The organism is Borborobacter xinjiangensis, from assembly GCF_047739745.1.
In the GTDB taxonomy this organism is placed as follows: domain Bacteria; phylum Pseudomonadota; class Alphaproteobacteria; order Rhizobiales; family Rhizobiaceae; genus Pseudaminobacter.
The window spans coordinates 95,549-117,308 of record NZ_JBLLVA010000010.1 but is presented as its reverse complement, the minus strand read 5'-3'; the positions used below and the strand labels follow the sequence as shown (position 1 = coordinate 117,308).

At 64.5% G+C, this 21,760-nt stretch carries 25 protein-coding genes and 1 pseudogene; 22 read left to right on the top strand and 4 right to left on the bottom strand.

Going from position 1 to position 21,760, the window contains the following annotated elements:
* Positions 1-3 precede the first annotated feature (3 nt).
* The 4 genes from ACLKMW_RS13010 to motA all read right to left on the bottom strand — a co-directional run bounded on the left by ACLKMW_RS13010 (position 4) and on the right by motA (position 3,373).
* Positions 4-1,014 carry a FliG C-terminal domain-containing protein gene (locus tag ACLKMW_RS13010; RefSeq protein ID WP_415724883.1) on the bottom strand — a complete coding sequence of 337 codons (1,011 nt, stop codon included), beginning with the start codon at positions 1,012-1,014 and terminating at the stop codon, positions 4-6.
* A 25-nt stretch (positions 1,015-1,039) separates the two neighbouring features.
* Complete coding sequence (gene fliN, locus ACLKMW_RS13005) at positions 1,040-1,429, bottom strand: flagellar motor switch protein FliN (RefSeq protein ID WP_415724882.1); 390 nt, start codon at positions 1,427-1,429, stop codon at positions 1,040-1,042.
* A gap of 103 nt (positions 1,430-1,532) precedes the next feature.
* Positions 1,533-2,453: a FliM/FliN family flagellar motor switch protein gene (locus tag ACLKMW_RS13000; RefSeq protein ID WP_415724881.1), complete on the bottom strand. Its 921-nt coding sequence runs from the start codon at positions 2,451-2,453 to the stop codon at positions 1,533-1,535.
* A 35-nt stretch (positions 2,454-2,488) separates the two neighbouring features.
* A complete protein-coding gene (gene motA / locus ACLKMW_RS12995) occupies positions 2,489-3,373 on the bottom strand; it encodes a flagellar motor stator protein MotA (RefSeq protein WP_415724880.1) in 885 nt (294 codons plus the stop codon).
* 156 nt (positions 3,374-3,529) lie between these two features.
* Here motA and ACLKMW_RS12990 point away from each other — a divergent pair, with 156 nt between their 5' ends.
* The 22 genes and pseudogenes from ACLKMW_RS12990 to ACLKMW_RS12885 all read left to right on the top strand — a co-directional run bounded on the left by ACLKMW_RS12990 (position 3,530) and on the right by ACLKMW_RS12885 (position 21,668).
* Positions 3,530-4,651, top strand: a complete 1,122-nt coding sequence (locus ACLKMW_RS12990) for a DUF1217 domain-containing protein (protein WP_415724879.1) — start codon at positions 3,530-3,532, stop codon at positions 4,649-4,651.
* Between the two features lie 10 nt (positions 4,652-4,661).
* The gene (gene flgF / locus ACLKMW_RS12985) at positions 4,662-5,384 is read left to right on the top strand and encodes a flagellar basal-body rod protein FlgF (protein WP_415724878.1); all 723 of its coding nucleotides are present in this window, start codon (positions 4,662-4,664) and stop codon (positions 5,382-5,384) included.
* Between the two features lie 13 nt (positions 5,385-5,397).
* Positions 5,398-6,810 (top strand): flagellar protein export ATPase FliI, encoded by a 1,413-nt coding sequence (gene fliI / locus ACLKMW_RS12980; protein WP_415724877.1) that lies wholly within the window; start codon positions 5,398-5,400, stop codon positions 6,808-6,810.
* Positions 6,791-7,426 carry a hypothetical protein gene (locus ACLKMW_RS12975; RefSeq protein WP_415724876.1) on the top strand — a complete coding sequence of 212 codons (636 nt, stop codon included), beginning with the start codon at positions 6,791-6,793 and terminating at the stop codon, positions 7,424-7,426. The genes fliI and ACLKMW_RS12975 overlap by 20 nt, the downstream gene beginning before the upstream one ends.
* An 84-nt stretch (positions 7,427-7,510) precedes the next feature.
* Positions 7,511-7,891, top strand: coding sequence for a flagellar basal body rod protein FlgB (gene flgB / locus ACLKMW_RS12970; RefSeq protein ID WP_415724875.1), 381 nt, complete (start codon positions 7,511-7,513; stop codon positions 7,889-7,891).
* Between the two features lie 4 nt (positions 7,892-7,895).
* Entirely contained in the window at positions 7,896-8,312 is a 417-nt protein-coding gene (gene flgC / locus ACLKMW_RS12965; RefSeq protein WP_415724874.1) for a flagellar basal body rod protein FlgC, read from the top strand.
* Positions 8,312-8,638: a flagellar hook-basal body complex protein FliE gene (locus tag ACLKMW_RS12960; protein ID WP_415724873.1), complete on the top strand. Its 327-nt coding sequence runs from the start codon at positions 8,312-8,314 to the stop codon at positions 8,636-8,638. Before flgC ends, ACLKMW_RS12960 begins: the two co-directional genes overlap by 1 nt.
* Positions 8,639-8,650: 12 nt before the next feature.
* On the top strand, positions 8,651-9,439 hold the full coding sequence (flgG, locus tag ACLKMW_RS12955) for a flagellar basal-body rod protein FlgG (RefSeq protein WP_415724872.1): 789 nt from the start codon (positions 8,651-8,653) through the stop codon (positions 9,437-9,439).
* Between the two features lie 4 nt (positions 9,440-9,443).
* Positions 9,444-9,917, top strand: a complete 474-nt coding sequence (flgA, locus tag ACLKMW_RS12950) for a flagellar basal body P-ring formation chaperone FlgA (RefSeq protein WP_415724871.1) — start codon at positions 9,444-9,446, stop codon at positions 9,915-9,917.
* Entirely contained in the window at positions 9,914-11,119 is a 1,206-nt protein-coding gene (locus ACLKMW_RS12945) for a flagellar basal body P-ring protein FlgI (RefSeq protein WP_415724870.1), read from the top strand. Before flgA ends, ACLKMW_RS12945 begins: the two co-directional genes overlap by 4 nt.
* Before the next feature lie 10 nt (positions 11,120-11,129).
* Positions 11,130-11,651: a MotE family protein gene (locus ACLKMW_RS12940; protein ID WP_415724869.1), complete on the top strand. Its 522-nt coding sequence runs from the start codon at positions 11,130-11,132 to the stop codon at positions 11,649-11,651.
* Entirely contained in the window at positions 11,648-12,349 is a 702-nt protein-coding gene (gene flgH, locus ACLKMW_RS12935; protein ID WP_415724868.1) for a flagellar basal body L-ring protein FlgH, read from the top strand. Before ACLKMW_RS12940 ends, flgH begins: the two co-directional genes overlap by 4 nt.
* 4 nt (positions 12,350-12,353) lie before the next feature.
* On the top strand, positions 12,354-12,842 hold the full coding sequence (locus ACLKMW_RS12930; RefSeq protein WP_415724867.1) for a flagellar basal body-associated FliL family protein: 489 nt from the start codon (positions 12,354-12,356) through the stop codon (positions 12,840-12,842).
* The gene (fliP, locus tag ACLKMW_RS12925) at positions 12,839-13,582 is read left to right on the top strand and encodes a flagellar type III secretion system pore protein FliP (protein WP_415724866.1); all 744 of its coding nucleotides are present in this window, start codon (positions 12,839-12,841) and stop codon (positions 13,580-13,582) included. The genes ACLKMW_RS12930 and fliP overlap by 4 nt, the downstream gene beginning before the upstream one ends.
* Positions 13,583-13,761: 179 nt before the next feature.
* Positions 13,762-14,154, top strand: a pseudogene (locus ACLKMW_RS12920) (flagellin N-terminal helical domain-containing protein); the annotation flags it as partial.
* Positions 14,155-14,493: 339 nt separating this feature from the next.
* A complete protein-coding gene (locus ACLKMW_RS12915) occupies positions 14,494-15,015 on the top strand; it encodes a flagellin (RefSeq protein ID WP_415724936.1) in 522 nt (173 codons plus the stop codon).
* Positions 15,016-15,143: 128 nt separating this feature from the next.
* A complete protein-coding gene (gene fliF, locus ACLKMW_RS12910; protein ID WP_415724865.1) occupies positions 15,144-16,775 on the top strand; it encodes a flagellar basal-body MS-ring/collar protein FliF in 1,632 nt (543 codons plus the stop codon).
* A complete protein-coding gene (locus ACLKMW_RS12905) occupies positions 16,775-17,413 on the top strand; it encodes a hypothetical protein (RefSeq protein WP_415724864.1) in 639 nt (212 codons plus the stop codon). Before fliF ends, ACLKMW_RS12905 begins: the two co-directional genes overlap by 1 nt.
* A complete protein-coding gene (locus tag ACLKMW_RS12900) occupies positions 17,410-18,648 on the top strand; it encodes a MotB family protein (RefSeq protein ID WP_415724863.1) in 1,239 nt (412 codons plus the stop codon). Before ACLKMW_RS12905 ends, ACLKMW_RS12900 begins: the two co-directional genes overlap by 4 nt.
* Positions 18,645-19,871 carry a chemotaxis protein MotC gene (locus tag ACLKMW_RS12895; protein WP_415724862.1) on the top strand — a complete coding sequence of 409 codons (1,227 nt, stop codon included), beginning with the start codon at positions 18,645-18,647 and terminating at the stop codon, positions 19,869-19,871. Before ACLKMW_RS12900 ends, ACLKMW_RS12895 begins: the two co-directional genes overlap by 4 nt.
* Complete coding sequence (locus tag ACLKMW_RS12890; protein WP_415724861.1) at positions 19,868-21,142, top strand: flagellar hook-length control protein FliK; 1,275 nt, start codon at positions 19,868-19,870, stop codon at positions 21,140-21,142. Before ACLKMW_RS12895 ends, ACLKMW_RS12890 begins: the two co-directional genes overlap by 4 nt.
* Complete coding sequence (locus ACLKMW_RS12885; RefSeq protein ID WP_415724860.1) at positions 21,081-21,668, top strand: transglycosylase SLT domain-containing protein; 588 nt, start codon at positions 21,081-21,083, stop codon at positions 21,666-21,668. Before ACLKMW_RS12890 ends, ACLKMW_RS12885 begins: the two co-directional genes overlap by 62 nt.
* Positions 21,669-21,760 lie beyond the last annotated feature (92 nt).

The window sequence follows — 21,760 nt, the reverse complement described above, 5'->3', positions numbered from 1 at the left end:
GTGTCAGGCTGCGTCGCGGACGGCAGGCAACTCGAGCGCTCCTTCGAGCGACATGCGGATGGCCGTGGAGGCGACGGTGCGCCGGGCGCCGGCGATGTCGGCCGCGGCGATGTCCTCACCGCCCTGGGCCAACTCGGATTCGATCATGCGGCGCGAGCGTGCGCCGATCGACGACAGCACCGCCTCCGTCAGCTCCGGTGCGGCACCGCGCAGGCACAGTGTCACTATTTCCGTCGACAATCCGTCGAATAGCAAGACGCGCGCCTTCTGCGTCAGATGCACGACATCCTCGAATGCGAACAGCCTGGCGCGGATGCCATCGAGGGCCGGCGTGCCGGTGGCCTCCAGATCCTGCATCACCTCTTCGAGCTGCGACTTGTCCATTTCGTTGAGCAGGCTGGCGACGCGGCTTTGCCCGGCCGACATGTCCTTGGCGGAGCGATCCGACAGCACCCGGTCGCGCAGCTGTTTCTCGACGATCCGCGTGGCGGTGTCGGGTATCGCCGTCATCGACATCATGCGCCGCACGATATCGACGCGCAGCGGCTTTTCGAGCACCAGAAGCACGGCCGCGGCGGCCGCCGGCGCCAGCTTCGACAGGATCAGCGCCGCCATTTGCGGGTGCTCAGCAGCGAGGAAAGCGCCCAGGCGCGCCGGCTCGACTTTCTCCAGCTCGCTCCAGACCGGCGACGGCCCCTCGGCCACGACGACCGGCTTGCTCTCGCCCATGATTGCGCTCATCTCCTCCGGAGAGAGCGACTCATTCATGATCTTGTCCATCTTGTCGGCCGAATCGAGCAGGCCGGCGCCCTCGGTGAACTCGGCCTCGAACTCGGCGACAATCCTTTCAAGCTCGCTTTGCGGGATGGTCTTCAGAAGCCGCGCGCCCTCGATCAGCGCCTTCAGCTCTTCCTGCTTGAAGAATTTCAAGAGCCGGCTCGCCGCCGGTTTGCCCATGGCAACCAGTATGGCGGCCGCCTTCTGCGCCCGCGTCAGCGTCGTCGGCAGGGTCATGCCGCCCCCTCCCCGCACCCGACCATCAGTCGAGCTTCGCCGTTGTGATGATCTCGGTCAGCCTGATGCCGAAGCGCGAAGGGTCGCTCTCCAGCACGGTGATTTCGCCGCGCGCGATCTTGCGACCGTTGACGACCACGTCGACCGGCTCGCCGACGCGCCGGTTGAGCGCCACCGTCGAGCCCTTCTGCAACGCCATCAGGTCCGATACCGGCATTTCCGTGCTGCCGAGCAATATCTGCACGTCGACCGGAATATTCATGATCACGCCCATGTTCGGCGCCTGCGCCTCCTGGGCGGTATCGGCGGACGTTCTCTTCTCCTGTTCGTGAAGGGCCCCGCGCAGTTCCTCGATCGCCTGATTGAGCTGCTCTTCGGGCAGGTCCAGGTCGGGTTGCGCATTGGTCTGGGTCATCAGCCTTCTCCACTTCGGGCATTCTCGGAACGGTGCGGTGCCTGGGGTCAGGACCTATTAATCTGGTCGAAATGGTGTGAGACCAGATTAATAGGTCCTGACCCTAGCCCGGCAGCAGCGTGTCCATCAGGTCCTGACCGGCATCGAACGGATGCCTGATTCGCACGGTGTAATTCTGCCCGAGCTTGCCGAATTCGCACATAAACAAAGTCTTGCCGCGCGACGAAAGCCGGGCATCCGAACGCGCATTCTCGTCGAGATCGACGATCTGGCCCTCGCGCAGCATCGCGATGTCGCTAAGCGTCATGCGCGCCAGCGGCATCGTCGCCTCGAGATTGACGGCCGAGCGCATGATCTCCTCGCCGAAGCGCGCGCTCCAGTTGGTGTCGGCCTCGCCGCCCGCCGTCTCGCCGCGATGCTTCAGCAGCACGCGCTGCGGCATCATCAGGCTGATGCGGCCGACACCTGCCGGCGTCGACACCAGCAGGACCACGCGCACCCCCGGCCCGTCGCGGATGACGTGCTTTCGCAGTTCCGCGCCGGTGATCACTGTCGGCAACGGAAGCTTGAAATCGAAGGCCCGCGCGCCCGAACCGTTCACCGCCAGCGCGATATCCTCGAATACCATCGCCGCCACATCCAGTTCGGTGGGCGACAGATCGCGCTCGATCGGCGAGATCGGCAGTTCGGGATCGCCACCGAACAGCGCGTTGACGATGAGCGTGACCGCCGCCGCATCCATCGAAAGGATCAGCGCGTCGGGAGACGAGGTGGAGGAGGTGATGGTGGCCGCGTGACGCCCGGCGGTCGGCCGCGCCTCGGCCAGCCGCGCCAGCGTGACCGCCTCGATGTCCAGCCCGAGCGGCGCCGACAGCTTTTCGCTGAACGCCTGCACGATGGCTGGAAGCGCCCGTTCCGCCAGCTTGCGGGCCGCGCCTATGACATGATCCGGCTCGCCGGTATCGCCGAGCAGGCGCTCGAGGATCAGCGCGCGCGCTTGCGCGGGATTGGACGGGTTTGCCATGGTCAGCGATCGTCTCGTTTGCGCACGCGCATCGCTCAGGCCGCCTTCTTGGTGGCGTCTGCGACGACGCCGTTGCTCATCGTGCTTTGCTCGACCGCATCGATGGAGGGCCGGTCATAGGCTGAAATAGTCTTGCGGCCGAACTCGATCGCCACCTGCGGCAGCGAGCCGTTCATGTAGGCAAGCAGCGTCTGCTTGACGATGACATAGACTCGATTGTTCTTCTCACGCACGATCTTGATCTTCGTCGCCACCGGCCCGACCACCGCATAGGAGAGAAAGATGCCGAGAAAGGTGCCGACCAGTGCCGCGCCGATCAGCGCGCCAAGAATTTCCGGCGACTGGTCGAGCGCGCCCATCGCCTTCACCACGCCAAGCACCGCGGCCACGATGCCGAGTGCCGGCAGACCGTCGGCCATTGCCGTCAGCGAATGATAGGGCTTCATCTTGTCGGCGCGGATCGTCTGGATCTCCTCGTCCATCAGCGCTTCGATCTCATGCGGGCGGGCATTGCCGATGATGATGAGGCGGCAATAGTCGCAGATGAAATTGGTCAGGTCGGAGTTCTTCAGCACCATCGGAAACGCCTGGAAAATGGCCGATTCCTCCGGATTGTCGATATGGGCTTCGACTTCGCTGCGCGACTTGGCGCGCAGTTCACGCATCAGGCTATGCAGCACGCCCAGCGTTTCGAGATAGTCGCGCTCCTTGGGAACCGACTGCTTGAAGGCTTCGATGCAGGCCTTGCCGGTATCCTTCACGGTTTTCATCGGGTTGGCGACCAGAAAGCAGCCCAGCGCCGCGCCGCCGATGATGACGAATTCCCAGGGTTGGAGGAGCACGCTCACATGGCCGCCCATGGCCATGAACCCGCCGAGCACGCAACCCAGGGTCACGACAAATCCGATCAGTATGCCCACCGATAGTCCTTCCGCACGTCTTTGCGAGCAACGCAAATAAACGCCGTGCCTTGTGTGAGGCTTGAATCAGTCCGCTGCAGCCGAAAATTCCGATTCAGCCTCGCGCAAGGAAGCCCGGACTAAGTTGTCGGGCAGCTTCGGCCGGAGGCACCTTGAATGCTCAACACCTATACCAGCTACCAGTCCATCGCCAGGAACCTGCAGACTTCGCTCGAACGGGTGGAAAAGCAGCCGCTGGTCGACCGCGAAACCAAATATTACCTCGAAAACATCATCAAGGTGACGTCGATCGAAGAACTCGTCGACAATGACCGGCTATTCAAATACGCCATGAAGGCGCACGGCCTGGAGGACATGGTCTACGCCAAGGCCTTCATGGTCAAGGCGCTGAAGGAAGGCATCACCGACCCGAACAGTTTCGCCAACAAGCTGACCGACAAGCGCTACGCCGATTTCGTCAAGAGCTTCAATTTCGTCGCCAGCGGCCCCGATGCCACCGTCTTCGTGAAGGCACAGCAGGGTGCCGTCACCAACTATTTCAAGCAGGCGCAGATCGCCGGCGTCGATCCCCGTTCGGAAGCCGTGCGAACGGAAACGAACTACTACCTCGCCAACATCGGCAAGATAAAGTCGATCGACGCATTCATGGCGAACGACAGGGTGCTGCGCTACGCGCTTGCCGCCTTCGGTCTCAACGACACCGCCGACAACAGGCAGCTTGCGCGAGAGGTTCTGGAAGGCGGCGTGCGCGATCCCGAAAGCGCCGCCAACAAGATGGGCGATCTGCGCTTCCTGGGCTTTGCCACCATGTTCGATTTCGAGGCGCTTGGAGAGGCCACGACCACCTACAATCCGGCGCAGCGCCCGGTGGTCGACAAATATATGCGCCAGACGCTGGAGCAGGATGAGGGCGCTCAGAACGAAGGTGTACGGCTCGCGCTCTATTTCCAGCGCAAGGCGCCGACCATCTCGTCCTTCTATCAGGTGCTCGGCGATCCCGCACTTGCCAAGGTGGTTCGCACCGCCCTTGGCCTGCCCGACTCCTTTGCCTCCGCCAATATCGACAAGCAGGTGCAGCTTTTCGAAGCCAGGCTCGACGTCAAGGATTTCTCCGATCCGGAAGCCCTCGGCAAGTTCCTGACACGCTTCACCAGCCTGTGGGAAATCGAAAACCCGACATCGACGGCGCAATCCTCGCTGAGCGTACTTTTCGCCCAGCCTGTCGAATATGGCGTTTCGACCAATCTGATGCTCGCCATCCAGAAAATGAGAAGCTGAGGAGCAGGCCGTGCAGGATGGTCTCTATGTCGCCCTGTCGTCGCAGATCGCGCTCGAAAAGCGTCTGAACACGATTGCGGACAACGTCGCCAATGCCTCGACTGTCGGCTTCCGCGCGACCGGGGTCAGATTCGAGGATGTCGTTTCCGGCCTTGGCGAAAAGGCGGTGTCCTTCGCATCCACCGGCGATACCTATCTTTCCGCGGCGTCCGGTTCGCTGCGCGAAACCGGCAACCCGTTCGACTTCGCCATCAAAGGCGATGCCTGGTTCGGCATCGAAACGCCAGCCGGCACCGTCATGACCCGCGACGGCCGCTTCACCATGCTTGAAACCGGACAGCTCGTCAGCATCGAGGGCCATGCGGTTCTCGACGCCGGCGGCGCGCCGCTGCAACTCGATCCGCGAGGTGGCGCTCCGGAGGTCGGTGCGGATGGCGTCATCCGCCAGGACGGCCAACTGATCGGCGCCATCGGTCTTTATGAGTTCAATCCCGGCCCGAACTTCGTCCGCTATGGAAATTCCGGTGTCGTTCCCTCGGGCCAGCCGCAACCGATTGTCGACCGCATCGACGCCGGTGTCGCGCAAGGTTTCGTCGAGGAATCCAACGTCAACCCGATGCTGGAAATGACCCGGCTGATCGCCGTGCAGCGGGCGTTCGAGAACACCTCCGCCCTGGTCCGCAAATCCGACGAGACCTTCAGCCAGGCCGTCCGCACGCTTGGCTCGAAATAGGGCCTGATCCTCGATGACTTCGCCCGCACCCGAAGCGGCCAATCCGCATGAACCGCCTGGCCTGCCGCGTGAAAACCGGCTGGCGGTGCTGGAGCGGACCTACCGGCGCTTTGCCGAGGAACGCGCCATTCTCAGGCGGGGCGGCCACATAACCGAGGTTTCGCCGAGCCATTACAATGTGCGCGGCCTGTCCGGCACGGCAAGGCTGGGCGACATTGTCGAACATCGCAGCCAGAACGGCACCCGCCGCGGCGAGATCGTGCGCATCGGGCCTGATGACGTCATGATCGCGCCCTTCGAGCAGACCGCCGATGCCGGTGTTGGCGACGCCGTGTTCAACTGCGGCCCGTTCGTTGTCGCCCCGCACGTCTCGTGGCGCGGCCGCGCCATAGATTCTCTGGCCCGGGCCATTGATGGTGGTGCGGTGCTCATCGACGGCGACCCACGCGACAATGCCGGCGCGACGCCGCCACCGGCACTTGCCCGGCAACGCGTCGGCACCCCGTTCCGCACCGGGGTGCGCGTCATCGATATCTTCACGCCGATCTGCTTCGGCCAGCGGCTCGGCATCTTCGCGGGTTCCGGCGTCGGCAAGTCGACCCTGCTTGCGATGCTTGCGGGAGCGGCCGCCTTCGACACCGTCGTGGTAGCGCTGGTCGGCGAGCGCGGCCGCGAGGTGCGCGAATTCCTGGAAGACACCATAGGCGAGGCCGGCATGGCCAAGACCATCGCCGTGGTGGCGACCAGCGACGAAAGCGCCATGATGCGCAAGCGCGCGCCCGACACGGCGATGCGCGTTGCCGAGCATTTCCGCGAGCGCGGCGACCGAGTGCTTCTGGTACTCGATTCGATCACCCGCTTTGCCCATGCACTGCGCGAGGTCGCCATCGGCGCCGGCGAGCCGCCGATCGCGCGCGGCTATCCGGCATCGGTCTTCACCGACCTGCCGAAACTGCTCGAGCGCGCCGGCCCCGGCAAGGAAGGTTCGGGCTCGATCACCGCGATCATTTCGGTGCTGGTCGATGGCGACGACCACAACGACCCGGTGGCCGATTCGGTGCGCGGCATCCTCGACGGCCATATCGTGCTCGACCGCGCCATCGCCGAACAGGGCCGCTATCCGCCGGTCAACCCGCTTGCCTCGATTTCGCGGCTTGCGGCCAAGGCCTGGAGCAATGACGAGCGCGCGCTGGTGACGCGGCTGAAGTCGATGATCTCGCGCTTCGAGGACACGCGCGACATCCGCCTCCTCGGCGCCTACCAGCCTGGCGCCGACGCCGAGCTCGACACCGCCGTCCGGCAGGTTCCGGTGGTCTATGAGGTGCTGACGCAAGCCCCTTCGGACCCGCCCTCGCCCGATCCGCTTGCCGATCTCGCCCGTCACCTCAGAGCCAAGGAAAGCCCGAATGCAGCCCAGCCGACTTGAGCGCATGCGCCGCGCCGTGTTCAAGCGGCGGCAGGCGAGCCAGGACCCCGAGGACCGGCTGCTCTCGCACCTGTTCCCGCAGCAGGCGCAGGCGCTCGCCTCCGACCAGGCATTGCGCATCCGCGACCGGCGCAGCGACCTGATTGTCGCCGGCCTCGGCATTGCGCTCGGCCTCGTCTGTGCGCTGTTTCCCTGGTACATTTTTCTCCACCAGGAAAAATTCGGCGTTCGTGCCCTGCAGTTCAGCGGCGGCAAAAGCCAGGCCGGCCGTTCCGGCCCGCTGGTCACCGGCTTCCCAGACGGCCAACCCGATGAAGAGCGCGACGGCGCGCTCGCGCTTGAACAGCTCGATCCTTTCGCCACCGGCGCGCTGCCGCCCAGAAATCGCGTCCGCCCGGTCATACCTACCGAGCAGCCTTTCCCGGCCGCGGAGGTAGAATTCCGCCTCGTCCACGTCGCCAATGGACGCGCCATGATCGCCGATGATTCGGGGCTCTGGGTGGTGCAGCGCGGCTCTACCCTGCCTGACGCCAGCCGTGTCGCGCGCATCGAAAAGCGTGGCGAGAAATGGGTGCTGGTCACCACCGCCGACCGGATCCTTGAAATAACGCAGTAGCTCCCTCGGCCCCGAGACTGACTTCGGCGCAAGGCCCGCGCAAGACTGGCTGCCTACAGTTGCGAAATCTGCCCGGAGATTTCTATGCAGCCCGTCAACCTGTTCCATCTCGCATCCCGCCAGTCGCAATGGCTTGCCGTGCGCCAGTCGGCGATTGCCGGCAACATCGCCAATGTCAACACGCCGGGCTACGGCACGGCCGAGATCGAGCCGTTCGAAAAGGTGCTGGACCAGCGCCGCGTTGCGCTCGCCGCCACGCGCGAGGGCCATTTCGCCGCCGGCGTCACGGAAGCCGCCTTCCAGGTCCGCAATGAAGACGGCGGCAATTCGGTGCTGCCTTCGGAAAACACCGTCGTTCTGGAGAACGAACTGATGAAGGCCGGCGACGTGCGCCGCTCCTTCGAGCTCAATACGGCAATCGTCAAGGCGTTCCACCGCATGATGATGCTGAGCGTGAAGGGCTGACCGGATGGACGCGCTATCCGCCACGCTCAAGGTTGCCGCTTCCGGCCTCACCGCGCAGTCCGAAAGGCTGCGCATCGTTTCGGAAAACCTCGCCAACGCCCAGTCCACCGGCGACACGCCGGGCGCCGATCCCTATCAGCGCAAGACCATCACATTTTCGGCCGAACTGGACCGCTCGATCGGCGCCTCGACCGTCGACATCATGTCGATCAACCGCGACAGCTCGGCCTTTCCGACCGAATATCTGCCCGGCCATGAGGCCGCCGACGAGGCCGGCTTCGTCAAGATGCCCAACGTCAATGTGCTGATCGAAATGGCCGACATGACCGAAGCCAACCGCTCCTACGAGGCCAATCTGCAGGTCGTGAAGCAGGCGCGCGATCTCATTTCCATGACCATCGACCTTATGAGGGGCCAGTAATGATCACCGGCATCGGCGCGATCGACCCGCAGCTTTCGCAAATCCGGACCGACGGCGTTTCCGGAATTTCCTCAGGCACATCGGCTCCCGCATCCGGCGTCGATGCCGGAAATTCCTTCGCCGAGATGGTTTCTGAGGCCGCGACGCGAACGATCGGGACGCTTGAACAGGCCGAGCAGGTTTCGGTTCAGGCGCTGCAGGGCGACGCCGACATGCGCCAGGTGGCTGATGCGGTGATGAGCGCCGAACAGGCGCTTCAGGCGGCGGTCGCCATCCGCGACAAGATCGTCAGTTCCTATCTCGAAGTCAGCCGCATGGCGATCTGAGGAGCCCGGATCATGAAAGCACTCGCCATCGCCGCTACCGGCATGAACGCGCAGCAGACCAATCTCGAGGTCATCGCCAACAACATCGCCAACATCAACACCACCGGCTTCAAGCGCGCCCGCGCCGAGTTTTCCGACCTGCTCTACCAGGTCGACCGACTGCAGGGCGTTCCCAACCGCGCCAACGCCAACATCGTGCCGGAAGGCGTCTCGATCGGGCTCGGCGTCAAGACTTCGGCCGTGCGCAACGTCCATGTCCAGGGTGGCCTGACCAGCACCGGCAACAAGCTCGATCTGGCGCTGACCGGCAATGGCTGGTTCCAGATCGAGGGTGCCGACGGAGAAGCGCTCTACACCCGGGCGGGCTCGTTCAACACCAACGCCACGGGCCAGCTTGTCACCGTCGATGGCTTTCCCGTCCAGCCGGCAATCATCGTGCCCGCCGATGCGATCGAGGTCGTCGTCAACAAGTCCGGCCAGGTTTACGCGCTCATCGAAGGGCAGGTCGAGCCCGAGGAACTCGGCCAACTGACGCTGGCGACTTTCGCCAATGAGGCGGGTCTGGCGCCGCTCGGCGACAATCTGTTCCAGGAGACGCCGGCCTCCGGCGCGGCCAATATCGGCGTTCCCGGCGACCCCGGCTTCGCCACGGTGGAACAAGGCTATCTGGAAAACTCCAATGTCGACCCGGTGAAGGAGATCACCGAGCTGATCTCGGCCCAGCGCGCCTATGAGATGAATTCCAAGGTCATCCAGGCGGCGGACGAGATGGCTGCCGTGGTCTCCAAGAACATAAGGTAACGAAATGGCCTGGCGCGCACTCCATAGTCTGGCGCTGGCGGCAACCATCGGCGCGCCGCTTCTGGCAGGCGCTGGCGCAGCTTTTGCCGCCGAGACGGTGGTGGTGACCAACCGCGTCGTCTATCCCGGTGAAACCGTGGAAGCGGCGGCGCTGAGGGAGGTCGTTCTGAGGCAGGGCAAGCGGGCGCCCGACGCCGTGGCCCTCTCGGCATCCGATATCGAAGGCCGGGTGGCGCGCCGCACATTGCTGCCCGGCCGCTACATTCCGCTGTCATCGGTGCGCGATGCCTATGTGGTCGAGCAGGGCGCGGCGGTACAAGCCGTCTTCGCCTCCGGCGCGCTCACCATTTCGGCCACCGCGGTAACACTCGAGCCGGGCGCGCCCGGCGACCTCGTGAAGGTGCGCAACATCGACAGCGGCAAGGTGCTTTCCGGCACTGTGATGGCGGACGGCTCGATCAGGATCAGCGCTCCATGATCCGTGCCCTGACGATGGTTCTGGCGATCGCCGTAATGCTTCTTCCGGCAAGAGCCGACGGCCCCGAAGGTCGGTTGCCCGGCGAAATGCTCGACGGGAAGGCCTTCGCCGCAGTCGGCGGGCTCGACGGGCACGGCGACATCGCCGGACCGCGCGGGCCGGTTTCGCGCATCAAGGATGTCGCCGACCTGCAAAGCGCGCGCGACAACCAGCTCGTCGGCTATGGCCTGGTCATCGGTCTGCAAGGGTCTGGCGACAGCCTGCGCAACTCGCCCTTCACCGAGCAGTCGATCCGCGCCATGCTGGAAAATCTCGGCATCGCCAGCGAGGGCGGGCGGGCGCGCGCCAAGAATGTCGCCGCCGTCATCGTCACCGCCAACCTGCCGCCCTTCGTACGTTCGGGCGCGCGTATCGACGTCAGCGTCTCCTCGATGGGTGACGCTGTATCGCTTGCCGGCGGCACGCTGATCATGACGCCGCTGAAGGCCGCCGATGGCGAAATCTATGCGGTCGCACAGGGGCCGGTGTTCATTTCCGGCTTCGATGCGCAGGGCGAAGCAGAGAAGCTCACCCAGGGCGTCCCCACCGCTGGCCGCGTGCCCAACGGCGCCATCGTGGAGCGGCAGGTGGAAGCGCTGCTCGGCGACCAGTCGCTGCTGACGCTGCAGCTTCGCAACGCCGATTTTTCGACCGCCGTCCGGATCACCGATACCGTCAACGAATATGCGCGCCAGCGCTTCGGCAAGCGTGTCGCCAATGAGCAGGATTCGCGTACGGTGGTGCTGCGCAAGCCCGACGGCATTTCCGCCGCGCGCTTCTTCGCCGAGATCGAGAACCTGCCGATCGCCGCCGACGCACCGGCCCGTGTCGTGGTCGACGAGCGCACCGGCACCATCGTCATCGGTCAGGATGTGCGCATCTCGCGCGTCGCCATCAGCCATGGCGCGCTGACGGTTCGCATCACCGAAATGCCAACGATCGTGCAGCCCGAGCCCTTTTCGCGCGGCGTGACCGCGGTGGAGCCGTCCACCGCCATCTCGGTCGGCCAGCCGGATGCCAAGGTCGCCATGCTCGACGGGCCGAACCTCGAAACGCTCGTCCAGGGCCTCAACCGCCTGGGCGTCAAGCCGTCCGGCATCATCGCCATCCTCCAGGGCATCAAATCCGCCGGCGCCCTGCAGGCCGAACTCGTGCTGCAGTAGGAACCCGCCGATGCTCGCGCAAATTTTCCGACATGAACGCGGCATGAAGGCCTCGTGCCTGGTTGGCGCAATGATCGCCCTCACAGGCCCTTCCCTTGCGCAGACGACGCGCTCGGTGACGCCGGTGGAGAATTCCGCCAACGAGGTCGAGCGCTTCTGCACCAACATCGCCGACGCCGCGCGCGACCGCCGCTATGCGCTGCAGGCGCAGGAACTGGAAACGCTGCGCAAGGATGTCGACAAGCGCATCGAGCTTCTGGAGAAGAAGCGTGCCGAGTATGAGGACTGGCTGAAGCGGCGGGAGGATTTCCTGTCGAAGGCCGAGGACAATGTCGTCGGCATCTACGCTGCGATGAAGCCCGACTCGGCAGCCGAGCGGCTGGCCGAGCTCGATATCATGCTGGCCGCCGGAATCCTGATGAAGCTCGAGGCCCGCAAGGCCGGCGTCATCCTCAACGAAATGGACCGCAAGGCGGCCGCCGCCGTGACCGGCATCATGGTTCACGCCACCCGCAAGGAAGACCCGACATGATCAGAATTGGCCTTCTTGCTCTGGCGGCAATTGCACTTTCCGGCTGCGCCACGCGCATGGACGAGATCGGCAAGGAACCGGCCATGTCGCCGGTCGGCTCGGGGCTCGCCTCGCCGCAGACCGCCTATCAGTACCCGCAGCAGTCAGCGCGTCCGGTCAAGCGCTTTTCGCTTTGGGACGACCGCCAGAAGCGGCTGTTCACCGATCCGCGCGCGCTGGCGGTCGGCGACATTCTTACGGTGCAGATCGAGATCAACGACCGCGCGCGCTTCAAGAACGAGTCCGAGCGCGACCGCAAGGTTGCCCGCTCGCTCGGCCTTGGCGTGGATTTCGGCTGGGACGGCGCTTCGCATGGCGGCTCCTTCGATGCCGACGTAGGTTCCAACACCTCGACCAAGGGCACCGGCGCCACTTCGCGTTCCGAAAACATCGACCTGTTGGTGGCGGCGGTCGTCGGCGAGGTGCTACCCAACGGCAATCTCGTCATCAGCGGCTCGCAGGAGGTGCGGGTCAATGCGGAACTCAGAATCCTCACCATCGCCGGCATTGCGCGCCCGTCCGACATCGGCCCCAACAACACCATTTCCTATGAGCGCATCGCCGAAGCCCGCATTTCCTATGGCGGTCGCGGACGCCTGACCGAGGTCCAGCAGCCGCCCTACGGTCAGCAGATCCTCGACAACGTACTGCCCTTCTAGCACCATGGCGATCACCGAAGAAACCGCTCCCCAGCCTCCCAAGGGCCCGTCCCTGGTCATCCAGATCGCGGTGCTTCTGGGGCTGACGGCTGTCGCGGTCGGACTTGGCTGGGTCTCGGGGCAGTATCTCAACAGCCGCGCGCCGGAGACAGCGGCTGCGGCCGAGCCCGGCGATGCGCCTGCCGAGCACGATACCCCCACCACGGTTCGCAACACGGAAGTGCTGCTTGCGCCGATCACCACCAATCTCGCCGCGCCGACGGAAACCTGGGTGCGCCTGGAGGCCGCGATCGTGCTTGACGAGCCGCAGCCGCAATCGCTCGCCGACGACATCCATCAGGACCTGCTCGCCTTCCTGCGCACCGTCAAGCTGCACCAGATCGAGGGCGCCAGCGGCTTCCAGCACCTGAAGGCCGACCTCGAGGAGCGGGCGAAAATCCGCAGCGAAGGGCACGTCAAGCAGTTGCTCATACGGACGCTTCTCTTCGAATGAAAAAAATCCTTCTCACCCTCTTCGCGCTGGCGCTGACGGCTCCGCTCGCCCATGCCCAGACGCTGGATTTTGGCGCAATCGGGGGCGCCCTCGGCCAGGCCGACGGCGCGACCGTCGGCTACATCATCCAGATGTTCGGCCTCCTGACGGTGCTGTCGATTGCGCCGGGCCTGCTGATCATGGTCACGAGCTTCACGCGCTTCGTCATCGCCTTCTCGATCCTGCGCGCCGGCATCGGCCTGCAATCGACGCCGGCCAACCTCATTCTGATCAGCCTTTCGCTGTTCATGACCTTCTATGTCATGAGCCCGACCTTCGATCAGGCGTGGAGCAACGGCGTGCGCCCGCTGATGAACAACGAGATCGGCCAGGAACAGGCGCTGGAGCGGATTTCCGATCCGTTCCGGCAGTTCATGGCCAAGAATGTGCGCGACAAGGATTTCGATCTTTTCGCCGACCTGGCGCGCGAGCGCGGTCAGACGGTGGCACGCGAAACGGTCGATCTGCGCGTGCTGGTGCCTGCCTTCATGATCTCCGAGATCAGGCGCGGCTTCGAGATCGGATTCCTGATCATCCTGCCGTTTCTGGTCATCGACCTGATCGTCGCCACCATCACCATGGCGATGGGCATGATGATGCTGCCCCCGACGGTGGTGTCGCTGCCGTTCAAGATCCTGTTCTTCGTGCTGGTCGACGGTTGGAACCTTTTGGTCGGCAGCATGGTGCGGTCCTTTACTTGAGCAAACGAATCGATTCTACGTTTCGGAATTATCCTTTTGGTAGGAATTGCCCTCCATAAAGGCATGCATTGAGGACGGGTGATCCCATCTGCGGATCATAGGCATGATGCCGCTCCGTCCTTGCCGGTAGTCCTCCGGCATGTCCCTCGAAAAAATCAGATCACAAAGGGGCAGGACCTATGTCCAGCATTCTCACCAACGCGTCCGCAATGACGGCGCTGAAGACGCTCGCACAGACTAATAAGAACCTCTCCACCACGCAGGGTCGTATCTCGACCGGCTTGCGCGTGGCCGAAGCTTCCGACAACGCCGCCTATTGGTCGATCGCCACCACCATGCGCTCCGACAACAAGGCCCTTTCGACCGTGAAGGACGCGCTTGGTCTCGGCGCCGCCACTGTCGACGTCGCCTAAACCGCGATGAACGCCACGAAGGACATTCTGGACAATATCAAGACCAAGCTGGTTGCTGCCAAGCAGCCGGGTGTCGACAAGTCCAAGATCCAGGCCGAAATCACCCAGCTCCAGGAACAGCTGCAGGGCGTCGCCTCGGCGGCAACCTTCTCGGGCTCGAACTGGCTCTCCGTCGATTCCAGCGCAGCCGGTTACAACGGCACCGAGAAAGTTGTCGCCTCTTTCTCGCGCGGCAGCGACGGCACGCTTGCCATTGGCACCATTGACGTCGATGTATCGAAAGTCGCCTTGTTCGATGCCGGCGCGACGGCAAATGGTCTTCTCGAGTCCGGCACCTCGGCGTCCGGGACGTCCGCCGCCTTTAGCTGGACCAAGGGCAACCTCGACGCCGGCAGCACGCTCACTGTCAGCGTGGCGGTTGATGGCGGAGCGGCACAGGATATCGACATCACGGTTGCCGATCCGGACAATTTCACGCTGGACGATGTCGTCGCCGGCATGAACGCGACGACCGGTGGCCTGAGCGGCGCAACGGCCAGCAATGTCGACGGCAAGCTGGTCATCACGTCGAAGACCACGGGCACTTCCTCGTCGGTCGAGGTTACCGGCGTTGCGTCGACGCTGGCCGACGGCACCACGGCCGGCACCGCGAGCATCGGCTTCACGACTGTTGCCGAGGTGACCGGTGCGGCGACCGGCGGTGGCGTGATGGCCATCAACATCTCCAGCGCAACCGAAGCGCAACTCGACAGCTTCATCAGCAACATCGATACGATGGCTCAGTCCGTTACTACGGCCGCATCCGACCTCGGCGCCGTCAAGAGCCGCATCGGCATGCAGCAGGACTTCGTCAAGGACCTGAGCAATGCCATCGACCGTGGCGTCGGCGCTCTTGTCGATGCCGACATGAACGAAGAGTCGACCCGCCTCCAGGCGCTGCAGGTTCAGCAGCAGCTCGGCATCCAGGCGCTGTCGATCGCCAACGGTTCCGCGCAGCAGATCCTGTCGCTGTTCCGCTAAAACCATCCACCGTCACTTTGACGGGACAGTTCGGGCCGCGCTTCCTCGGGAGTGCGGCCCGATTTCATTTTCGCACAAGCTTCGGCGTCTAGTCTGCCCGCGGACTGTTACCCTGGAGCCGTCGATCCGTGCCGCAGCAACTTCAAACCATCCTCTCGAACCTGCAGAGTTTCGGCCCGCAGCGGCTCGCCATCATGGCCGGCGTCGCCGCCCTGGTGATGACCGTCATCGGGGTTGCCGCCTTCTATCTCAACAGGCCCGCCTATGAGACGCTCTATGTCGGGCTGGAGCGCTCCGACGTGAACCAGATCGGGCTGGTGCTCGGCGAGGCCGGCATCGGCTTCGACGTCGCCTCCGATGGCACGACGGTGCTGGTTCCGGTCGGGCAGACCGCCAATGCCCGTATGCTGCTTGCCGAAAAGGGCCTGCCGACAAGCGCCAATGCCGGCTACGAGCTGTTCGACAATGTCGGCTCGCTCGGCCTCACCTCCTTCATGCAGCAGATCACCCGCGTGCGCGCGCTGGAGGGCGAGATCGCCCGCACCATCCAGTCGATCAACGGCATTCGCGCCGCCCGGGTCCACATCGTCATGTCGGAGCGCGCCAATTTCCGCCGCGAGGAGCAGCAGCCCTCGGCCTCCGTGGTCATCCGCGCTTCCGGCGTCGACGCCGTCAAGAGCGCCCAATCGATCCGCCATCTGGTTGCCGCCGCGGTTCCCGGTCTCAATGCCGAAAAGGTAACGGTGCTCGATTCGAGCGGCACACTGCTTGCCGCCGGCGACGATCCGATCAATGGCAGCGCCAGCCGCTCCCTTGGCGTTGAGCGCACCGTCGAAACGCAGATCGAGGAGAACATCCGCCGCGCCCTGACGCCCTATCTCGGTCCCGACAATTTCCGCGCCAGCGTCAAGGCGGATGTGAACACCGATTCGCGCCAGACCGAGGAAACCATCTTCGATCCCGAATCCCGGGTCGAGCGCTCGGTGCAAGTGGTGCGCGCCAATGAGAACGCCAACCGCCGCTCGGCCGCCTCCCCCGCCACAGTCGAGCAGAACTTGCCGGAAGCCGATCTTGCTCCGGCCAACGGGCCGGAATCGTCCGAACAGAGCGAACGCAAGGAAGAAACGACCAATTACGAGATGAACTCCAAGCGCATCGCCACCGTCAGCAACGGCTATCAGGTCACGCGCATGTCGATTGCGGTCGTCGTCAACCAGGAACGGCTGGCGGCCATTCTCGGCAAGGATGCGACGCCGGAGATGTTTGACGCACGCGTCGCTGAAATCCAGAAAGTCGTGGGTTCGGCTGCCGGCTTCGATCAGGCACGCGGCGATGTCATCAACGTGTCGGCGGTCGAATTCGTCAACGGCCTCGATGGCGTCGAAATCGAAGAGCCGGGCATTTTCGAAAGGATCGGCCGACATGCCGGCACGCTGATCAATGCCGCCGCCTTCATCGTCGTCGTCTTCCTGGTCGCCTTCTTCGGCCTGCGGCCGTTGGCCTCCTCGCTGGTCAAGCCGGTGGAGGCGCTGGCGGCGCCGAGCTTCGAGGAGGTGCAGCGCTCGCTGCCCAACCCGCAATCGGCCGATGCGGAGGCGGTGACCACCGAAGGCGTTTCACGCCCGACGAACCCGCTCGACGACCTTCGCCGCAAGATCCGCCCGGCGCCGCAGGAGCGGCTTGCCCGCATGGTCGACCTCAACGAGGAACGCACCGCGCTCATCCTGCGCAAATGGGCGCATGAAGAAGTCGCAGCCTGATGGCGGCATTGGCGCTTTTCGATCTACTGCCGGATTTCGGCGCCGCTCCCACGGTGGCGCCCGGCGCCGTTTCCACGGTCGGGGCGAGGCAGGAGCTCGCGCCTGCCGTTGCCCAATCCGTGCCTCAACCGGATATTTCGCACATCATACGCGCCGAGGTCGAACGCGCCGAAGCAGAACTCGAGGCACGGCTGGCCGAGGTCCATGCGGCCGCCCTGACCGCCGAGCGCGAAAGGCATGCGGTTGAAATCGAAGCTTTGATGCAGCGCTTCGGCTCGGAGACGGCCAACCTCGTCGAGCAACGCTTCGCGCAAATGCAGGCGCAGGTGAGCGATCTCGCGACCACCGGGGCGGCGCGGCTCCTCAGCGGCATCCTGAGCGAGGACCTGCGAACCAAAGCGCTCGACAGCCTCGCCGGCGCGATCCGCGAGGCGACGGCCGACCGCGAGGCAGTCCGCATTCGCGTCCGCGGCCCGCGGTCTCTGTTCGAAGCGCTGTGCGCAGCCCTTCCCGACCAAGCCGCGCGCTTCGACTACGCCGAAGACCCCGGCCTCGATCTGACCGTCGTCATTGACGGCGACATATTCGAAACGCGTCTTTCGGAGTGGTCTGCGGTGATTTCGGAGATACTTGCGTGAACACCGTCGACATCGAACACGTCAAGCATCAGATCATCGTCGTCAGGCGCCCGCATAACGAGGAGGACGCGCATCACGGCGGCGTCTGGAAGATCGCCTTCGCCGATTTCATGACGGCGATGATGTGCTTCTTCCTCGTCATGTGGCTGATCAGCGCCACCGACGAAAAAACCAAGGCGGCGGTGGCCAATTATTTCAATCCGGTCAAGCTGATGGACAAGAATTCCAGCCGCAAGGGGTTGGAAAGCATCGGCGACGGGCCGAATGCGGTGGGGCTGACCGCCGAAGACCCGCAGGACGCCAGCAACAAGGATGGCGGCGTCGACGGGCGCGGCAATGCAGGCCCTTCGACCGAGCAGAATTCGGCTGCCTCGCTGGATGAGGTGCGTCATTCCGATGAGCATCTGTTTGCTGATCCCTATGCGGTGCTTGCCGAGATCGCCGCCGAAACCGGTACGCGGCAGAATGTCAGCGACAAGGGCGAAGGCGGCGCGCAGGAGTCGGGCCCGGCTACCGGGGCGTCGGGCGGCGAGTCCTACCGCGATCCGTTCGCCCCCGATTTCTGGACCGAGCAGGTCGCAACGCCGCTCGCCGCCGAGGCGAGCGCCGAGCGACCGAAGCCCGAGGCCAAAAAGCCGGAGGAGCAGACCTCGCAGGCGCCGAGTGAGGAGCCGGCAAAAGCCGATACGGCAGGCAAGGCCGAGCCCGAGGCGCGGCCGGAGCAGGCCAAGGCGGATGCGCCGGCACCCAAGACCGATGAACCCGCTGCTTCGACCGTGCAGGCAGCCAGGCAGATCGAACAGGAACTTGCCCGCGCCTTCCAGCCCGGCGACAAGCTTCATGACGGTATTTCCGTCACCGCGACCGACAAGGGCGTCACCATCTCGATAACCGACCAGCTCGATTTCGGCATGTTCGAGATCGGCTCCGCCATGCCGCGCCGCGAACTCGTGCTGGCGATGGAAAAGATCGGCAAGGCGCTGATAAGCCAGCCCGGAAAGATCTCCATCAGCGGCCACACCGACGCCCGGCCGTTCAAGAGCGGCACCTACGATAACTGGCGGCTGTCGGGAGCACGCGCCCAGTCGGCCTATTACATGCTGGTGCGCGCGGGACTGGACGAGCAGCGCGTCATGGAGGTCGGCGGCTTCGCCGACCGCAAGCTCAAGGATGCCGCCGATCCGTTCGCCGCTGCCAACCGGCGCATCGAGATTCTGCTGGAGACCGGCGGATGAGGAAAGCCCGGGCGCTATATGGACTGGCCGGCCTGGCGCTGCTTGCGGCCTCGTTGCCGGCACCCTTGCGCGCCGAAAGCGCGGGGCAACTGGCGCCATTCCAGATGGTGCGCTCGCTGCAACTCGTACAGGACCGCATTGCCGCTGGCGACCATGCGGCCATGCCGATGCAGCGCAAGCTGCTCGAAATGATCGACGCACGGCTGATTGCCGCCGACAAGGAAATTTTCGACGAACCGCGCAACTATCGTGCGCTGCTGGTCTACGGCATGAGCGGCGGCAACCCGGCGACAATCGAAAAGGTGCTGTCGCGGCTCAACCTGGATGAAGAAAAGCGCGGCATCGGCAGGGGCGTTCTCGACTATCTCAACGGCCAGACGATCAGCGCCCGCTCGACGCTCGGGCCGATCGATCCGATGAAGCTGGAGCCCGGCCTCGGCGCATTCCTGGCGCTGGTGAAGGGCTCGGTGGCGAGTGCCGAAAATCCGCAAGCCGCGCTGAAGCTGTTCGACACGGTGCGCCTGCTCGGCCCCGGAACGCTCATCGAGGAAGCCGCCCTGCGCCGCTCGATCGACCTGGCGGCCGGCCTGGGCGAGACCGAACGTTTCACGCTTGCCTCCACCCAATATGTCAATCGCTACCTGCTGTCGCCCTATGCGGCCCAGTTCGCCGATTCCTTCGTATCCGGCGTGGTCACCCTTCAAGCCTCCGTCGACCTGGAAAGAATTGCCGACATCACCGCGATGATGGATGCCGAGCGCCGGCGCACCATCTATCTGCGCATTGCGCGCCGCGCCGCGATAGAGGGCTTCAAGGATCTCGCGGCATTCGCCTCGGCAAAAGCGGAGGAAAGCACACCTGCCGGAACGAAGGATCCGCGTGCCCTGCTCTACGCCAGCCTTTCGTCGGTGACCTCCGGAACGGCAAGTGAAATCAATGCGCTGCTTGAAGACATTGATCGCCGCAAGCTGTCGCAGGGCGACCGCAAGCTCTACGACGCGGTTGCCGCCGTCGCGGCCAAGCTCACGAGCGCGCTGCCGGCGACCGGGCCGGCCACATCACCAGCGGTGCAGGAGATCGAGGCACCGGAGGCTCTGATCCCGGCCGCGCCCGGGCCCGGCGCCGACGCCAAGGCCAGCGCCGATCCGATAGAAGCCGAGCTTACCGAAGCACGCCGGAAGCTCGACGAAATCGACAAATTGCTTGCGGAGGATGTTCAATGACGCTCATCATCGGCAACGCGACGACGCTCGCAAGCAACGCCAATATCGGCAAGTCGCGCGCCGACGCCCGCGGGGAAGACGGTGAGTTCAGCGCGAAGCTCGATTTTGTCGAGCCGCGCAAGTCCGGAACTCGCCATCCGCCTGCCATACCGGCGAAAGATATCCCTTCCAAGGTGCGCCCCGACCCGTCGGCCGATGTCGATGCAGATAGGGCGGATCAGCCTATGATCGACATGCCGGCGGATTCCGCCGTCGAACCGGCATCGGCGCTCAGCCTGTTGAACGAGCTTGTCGCGAACGGGAAAGGACCACCTCCGGAAGACGGCAGGTCGAAGCCGAGACACCCCAACGACACCGGAGGCGCGCGGAGTGCGCCCCTAGACAGTGGCCGAAATCTTTTGGTCACGACAGGCGCCGGTTTCGCTGCGGCCGCCACGGCGCTGGCCACGGCCGGCCATGCAATCGATGACGTCAGGGGCGCCAAGGACGCGACTGCCACCCCTGCCACCCCTGCCACGATCCGATTGCCCGATTCCCCGATGGTGACGCTCCCGCCAGCGCTGTCGGTGCAATCGCATGACGATCCCGCAACTGCGGCAATGATCGACATTGCGGGCAACGATGCCGAGGCAAAGACGACGGTAGACATAGCGCCGTCTGCAGTCGCGGGCAGACGGCCCGAGCCGAAAGGCAATCCTGTCACTGTCCTTTCGCAGCAGAACATACCGGCGCCGGTGGCACAGCCCTCGGGTTCGACCGCCTCCGTCCTTGTCGGCATGATCGCCGGCGACGCAAGCTGGCGCGAAGCCGCTGCCCCGACCTTCCGGCCGCTGCCGGCGCAGGCCGGCCTGTCCTCGGCGCACGCCCTGAAAATCCAGTTGCACCCGGCCGAACTCGGCATGGTGACGGCCAATTTGCGACTCGCCGGCGAGCAGCTGACCGTGGAACTGCGCGTCGAGACGCGCGACGCCTATCAGCGCCTGACCGCCGACAGCGATACGATCGTCAAATCGCTGCGCGCGCTCGGCCTCGATGTCGATCAGGTCACGATCCAGCAGCCGCAGACGGCGAATTCGCCGCAAGCGCGCACCGAGGCCAGTGCGTCTTCGGCAGGCTTGAACGCCCGCGACCAGAACCAGCCCGGCTCCGGCGGCGGACGCGACCAGCAGTCGGCCGGGCAATCGAGAAGCAACGGAAACGAGAATTCCCATGGCTCAAAACCGGCGGCTTCGGCGCCCTCCGATCGGGCTGGCGGCGGCCTTTATATCTAGTGCTTCCATATCGAGCATCTCGGCGACACAGGCCTTCGCCAATCCGTGTGAGCCGGAAATCCTGCGCGCCGCCGATCGCTATCAGGTTCCGGTCGGCATCCTCTATGCCGTCGGCCTGACGGAAACCGGCCGCAAGGGCAGCCTGCAACCCAATGCGCTCAACATCGAGGGCAAGGCAGTGTTTCCCGCCTCACGCCGGGAGGCGGTGCTGGCTGTCGAGCGCGCCCGTCGCAACGGCGCCAAGCTGATCGATCTCGGCTGCATGCAGATCAATCATCACTACCACGCCGAGCATTTCCGCAGCATCGACGACATGCTCGACCCGCGCCGCAACGTCGACTATGCCGCCCGCTTTCTGGTGAAGCTACACTCCCGACACGAAACCTGGTCGATGGCCGTCGCCCGCTATCATGCCGGACCCGACAACGACCCCGCGCAAAAGCGCTATGTTTGCCGCGTCATCGCCAATATGGTCGCCACCGGCTTCGGCAAATGGACCAGCAACGCGCGGGCATTCTGCGGATAACAGGCTTCCGCGGCCCCCACTTTTGCCGGCCCCATGATTTTTGACTCCCCAAAAAATACCCACAAGAATTGATGGTTTTTCAGGATTCATCG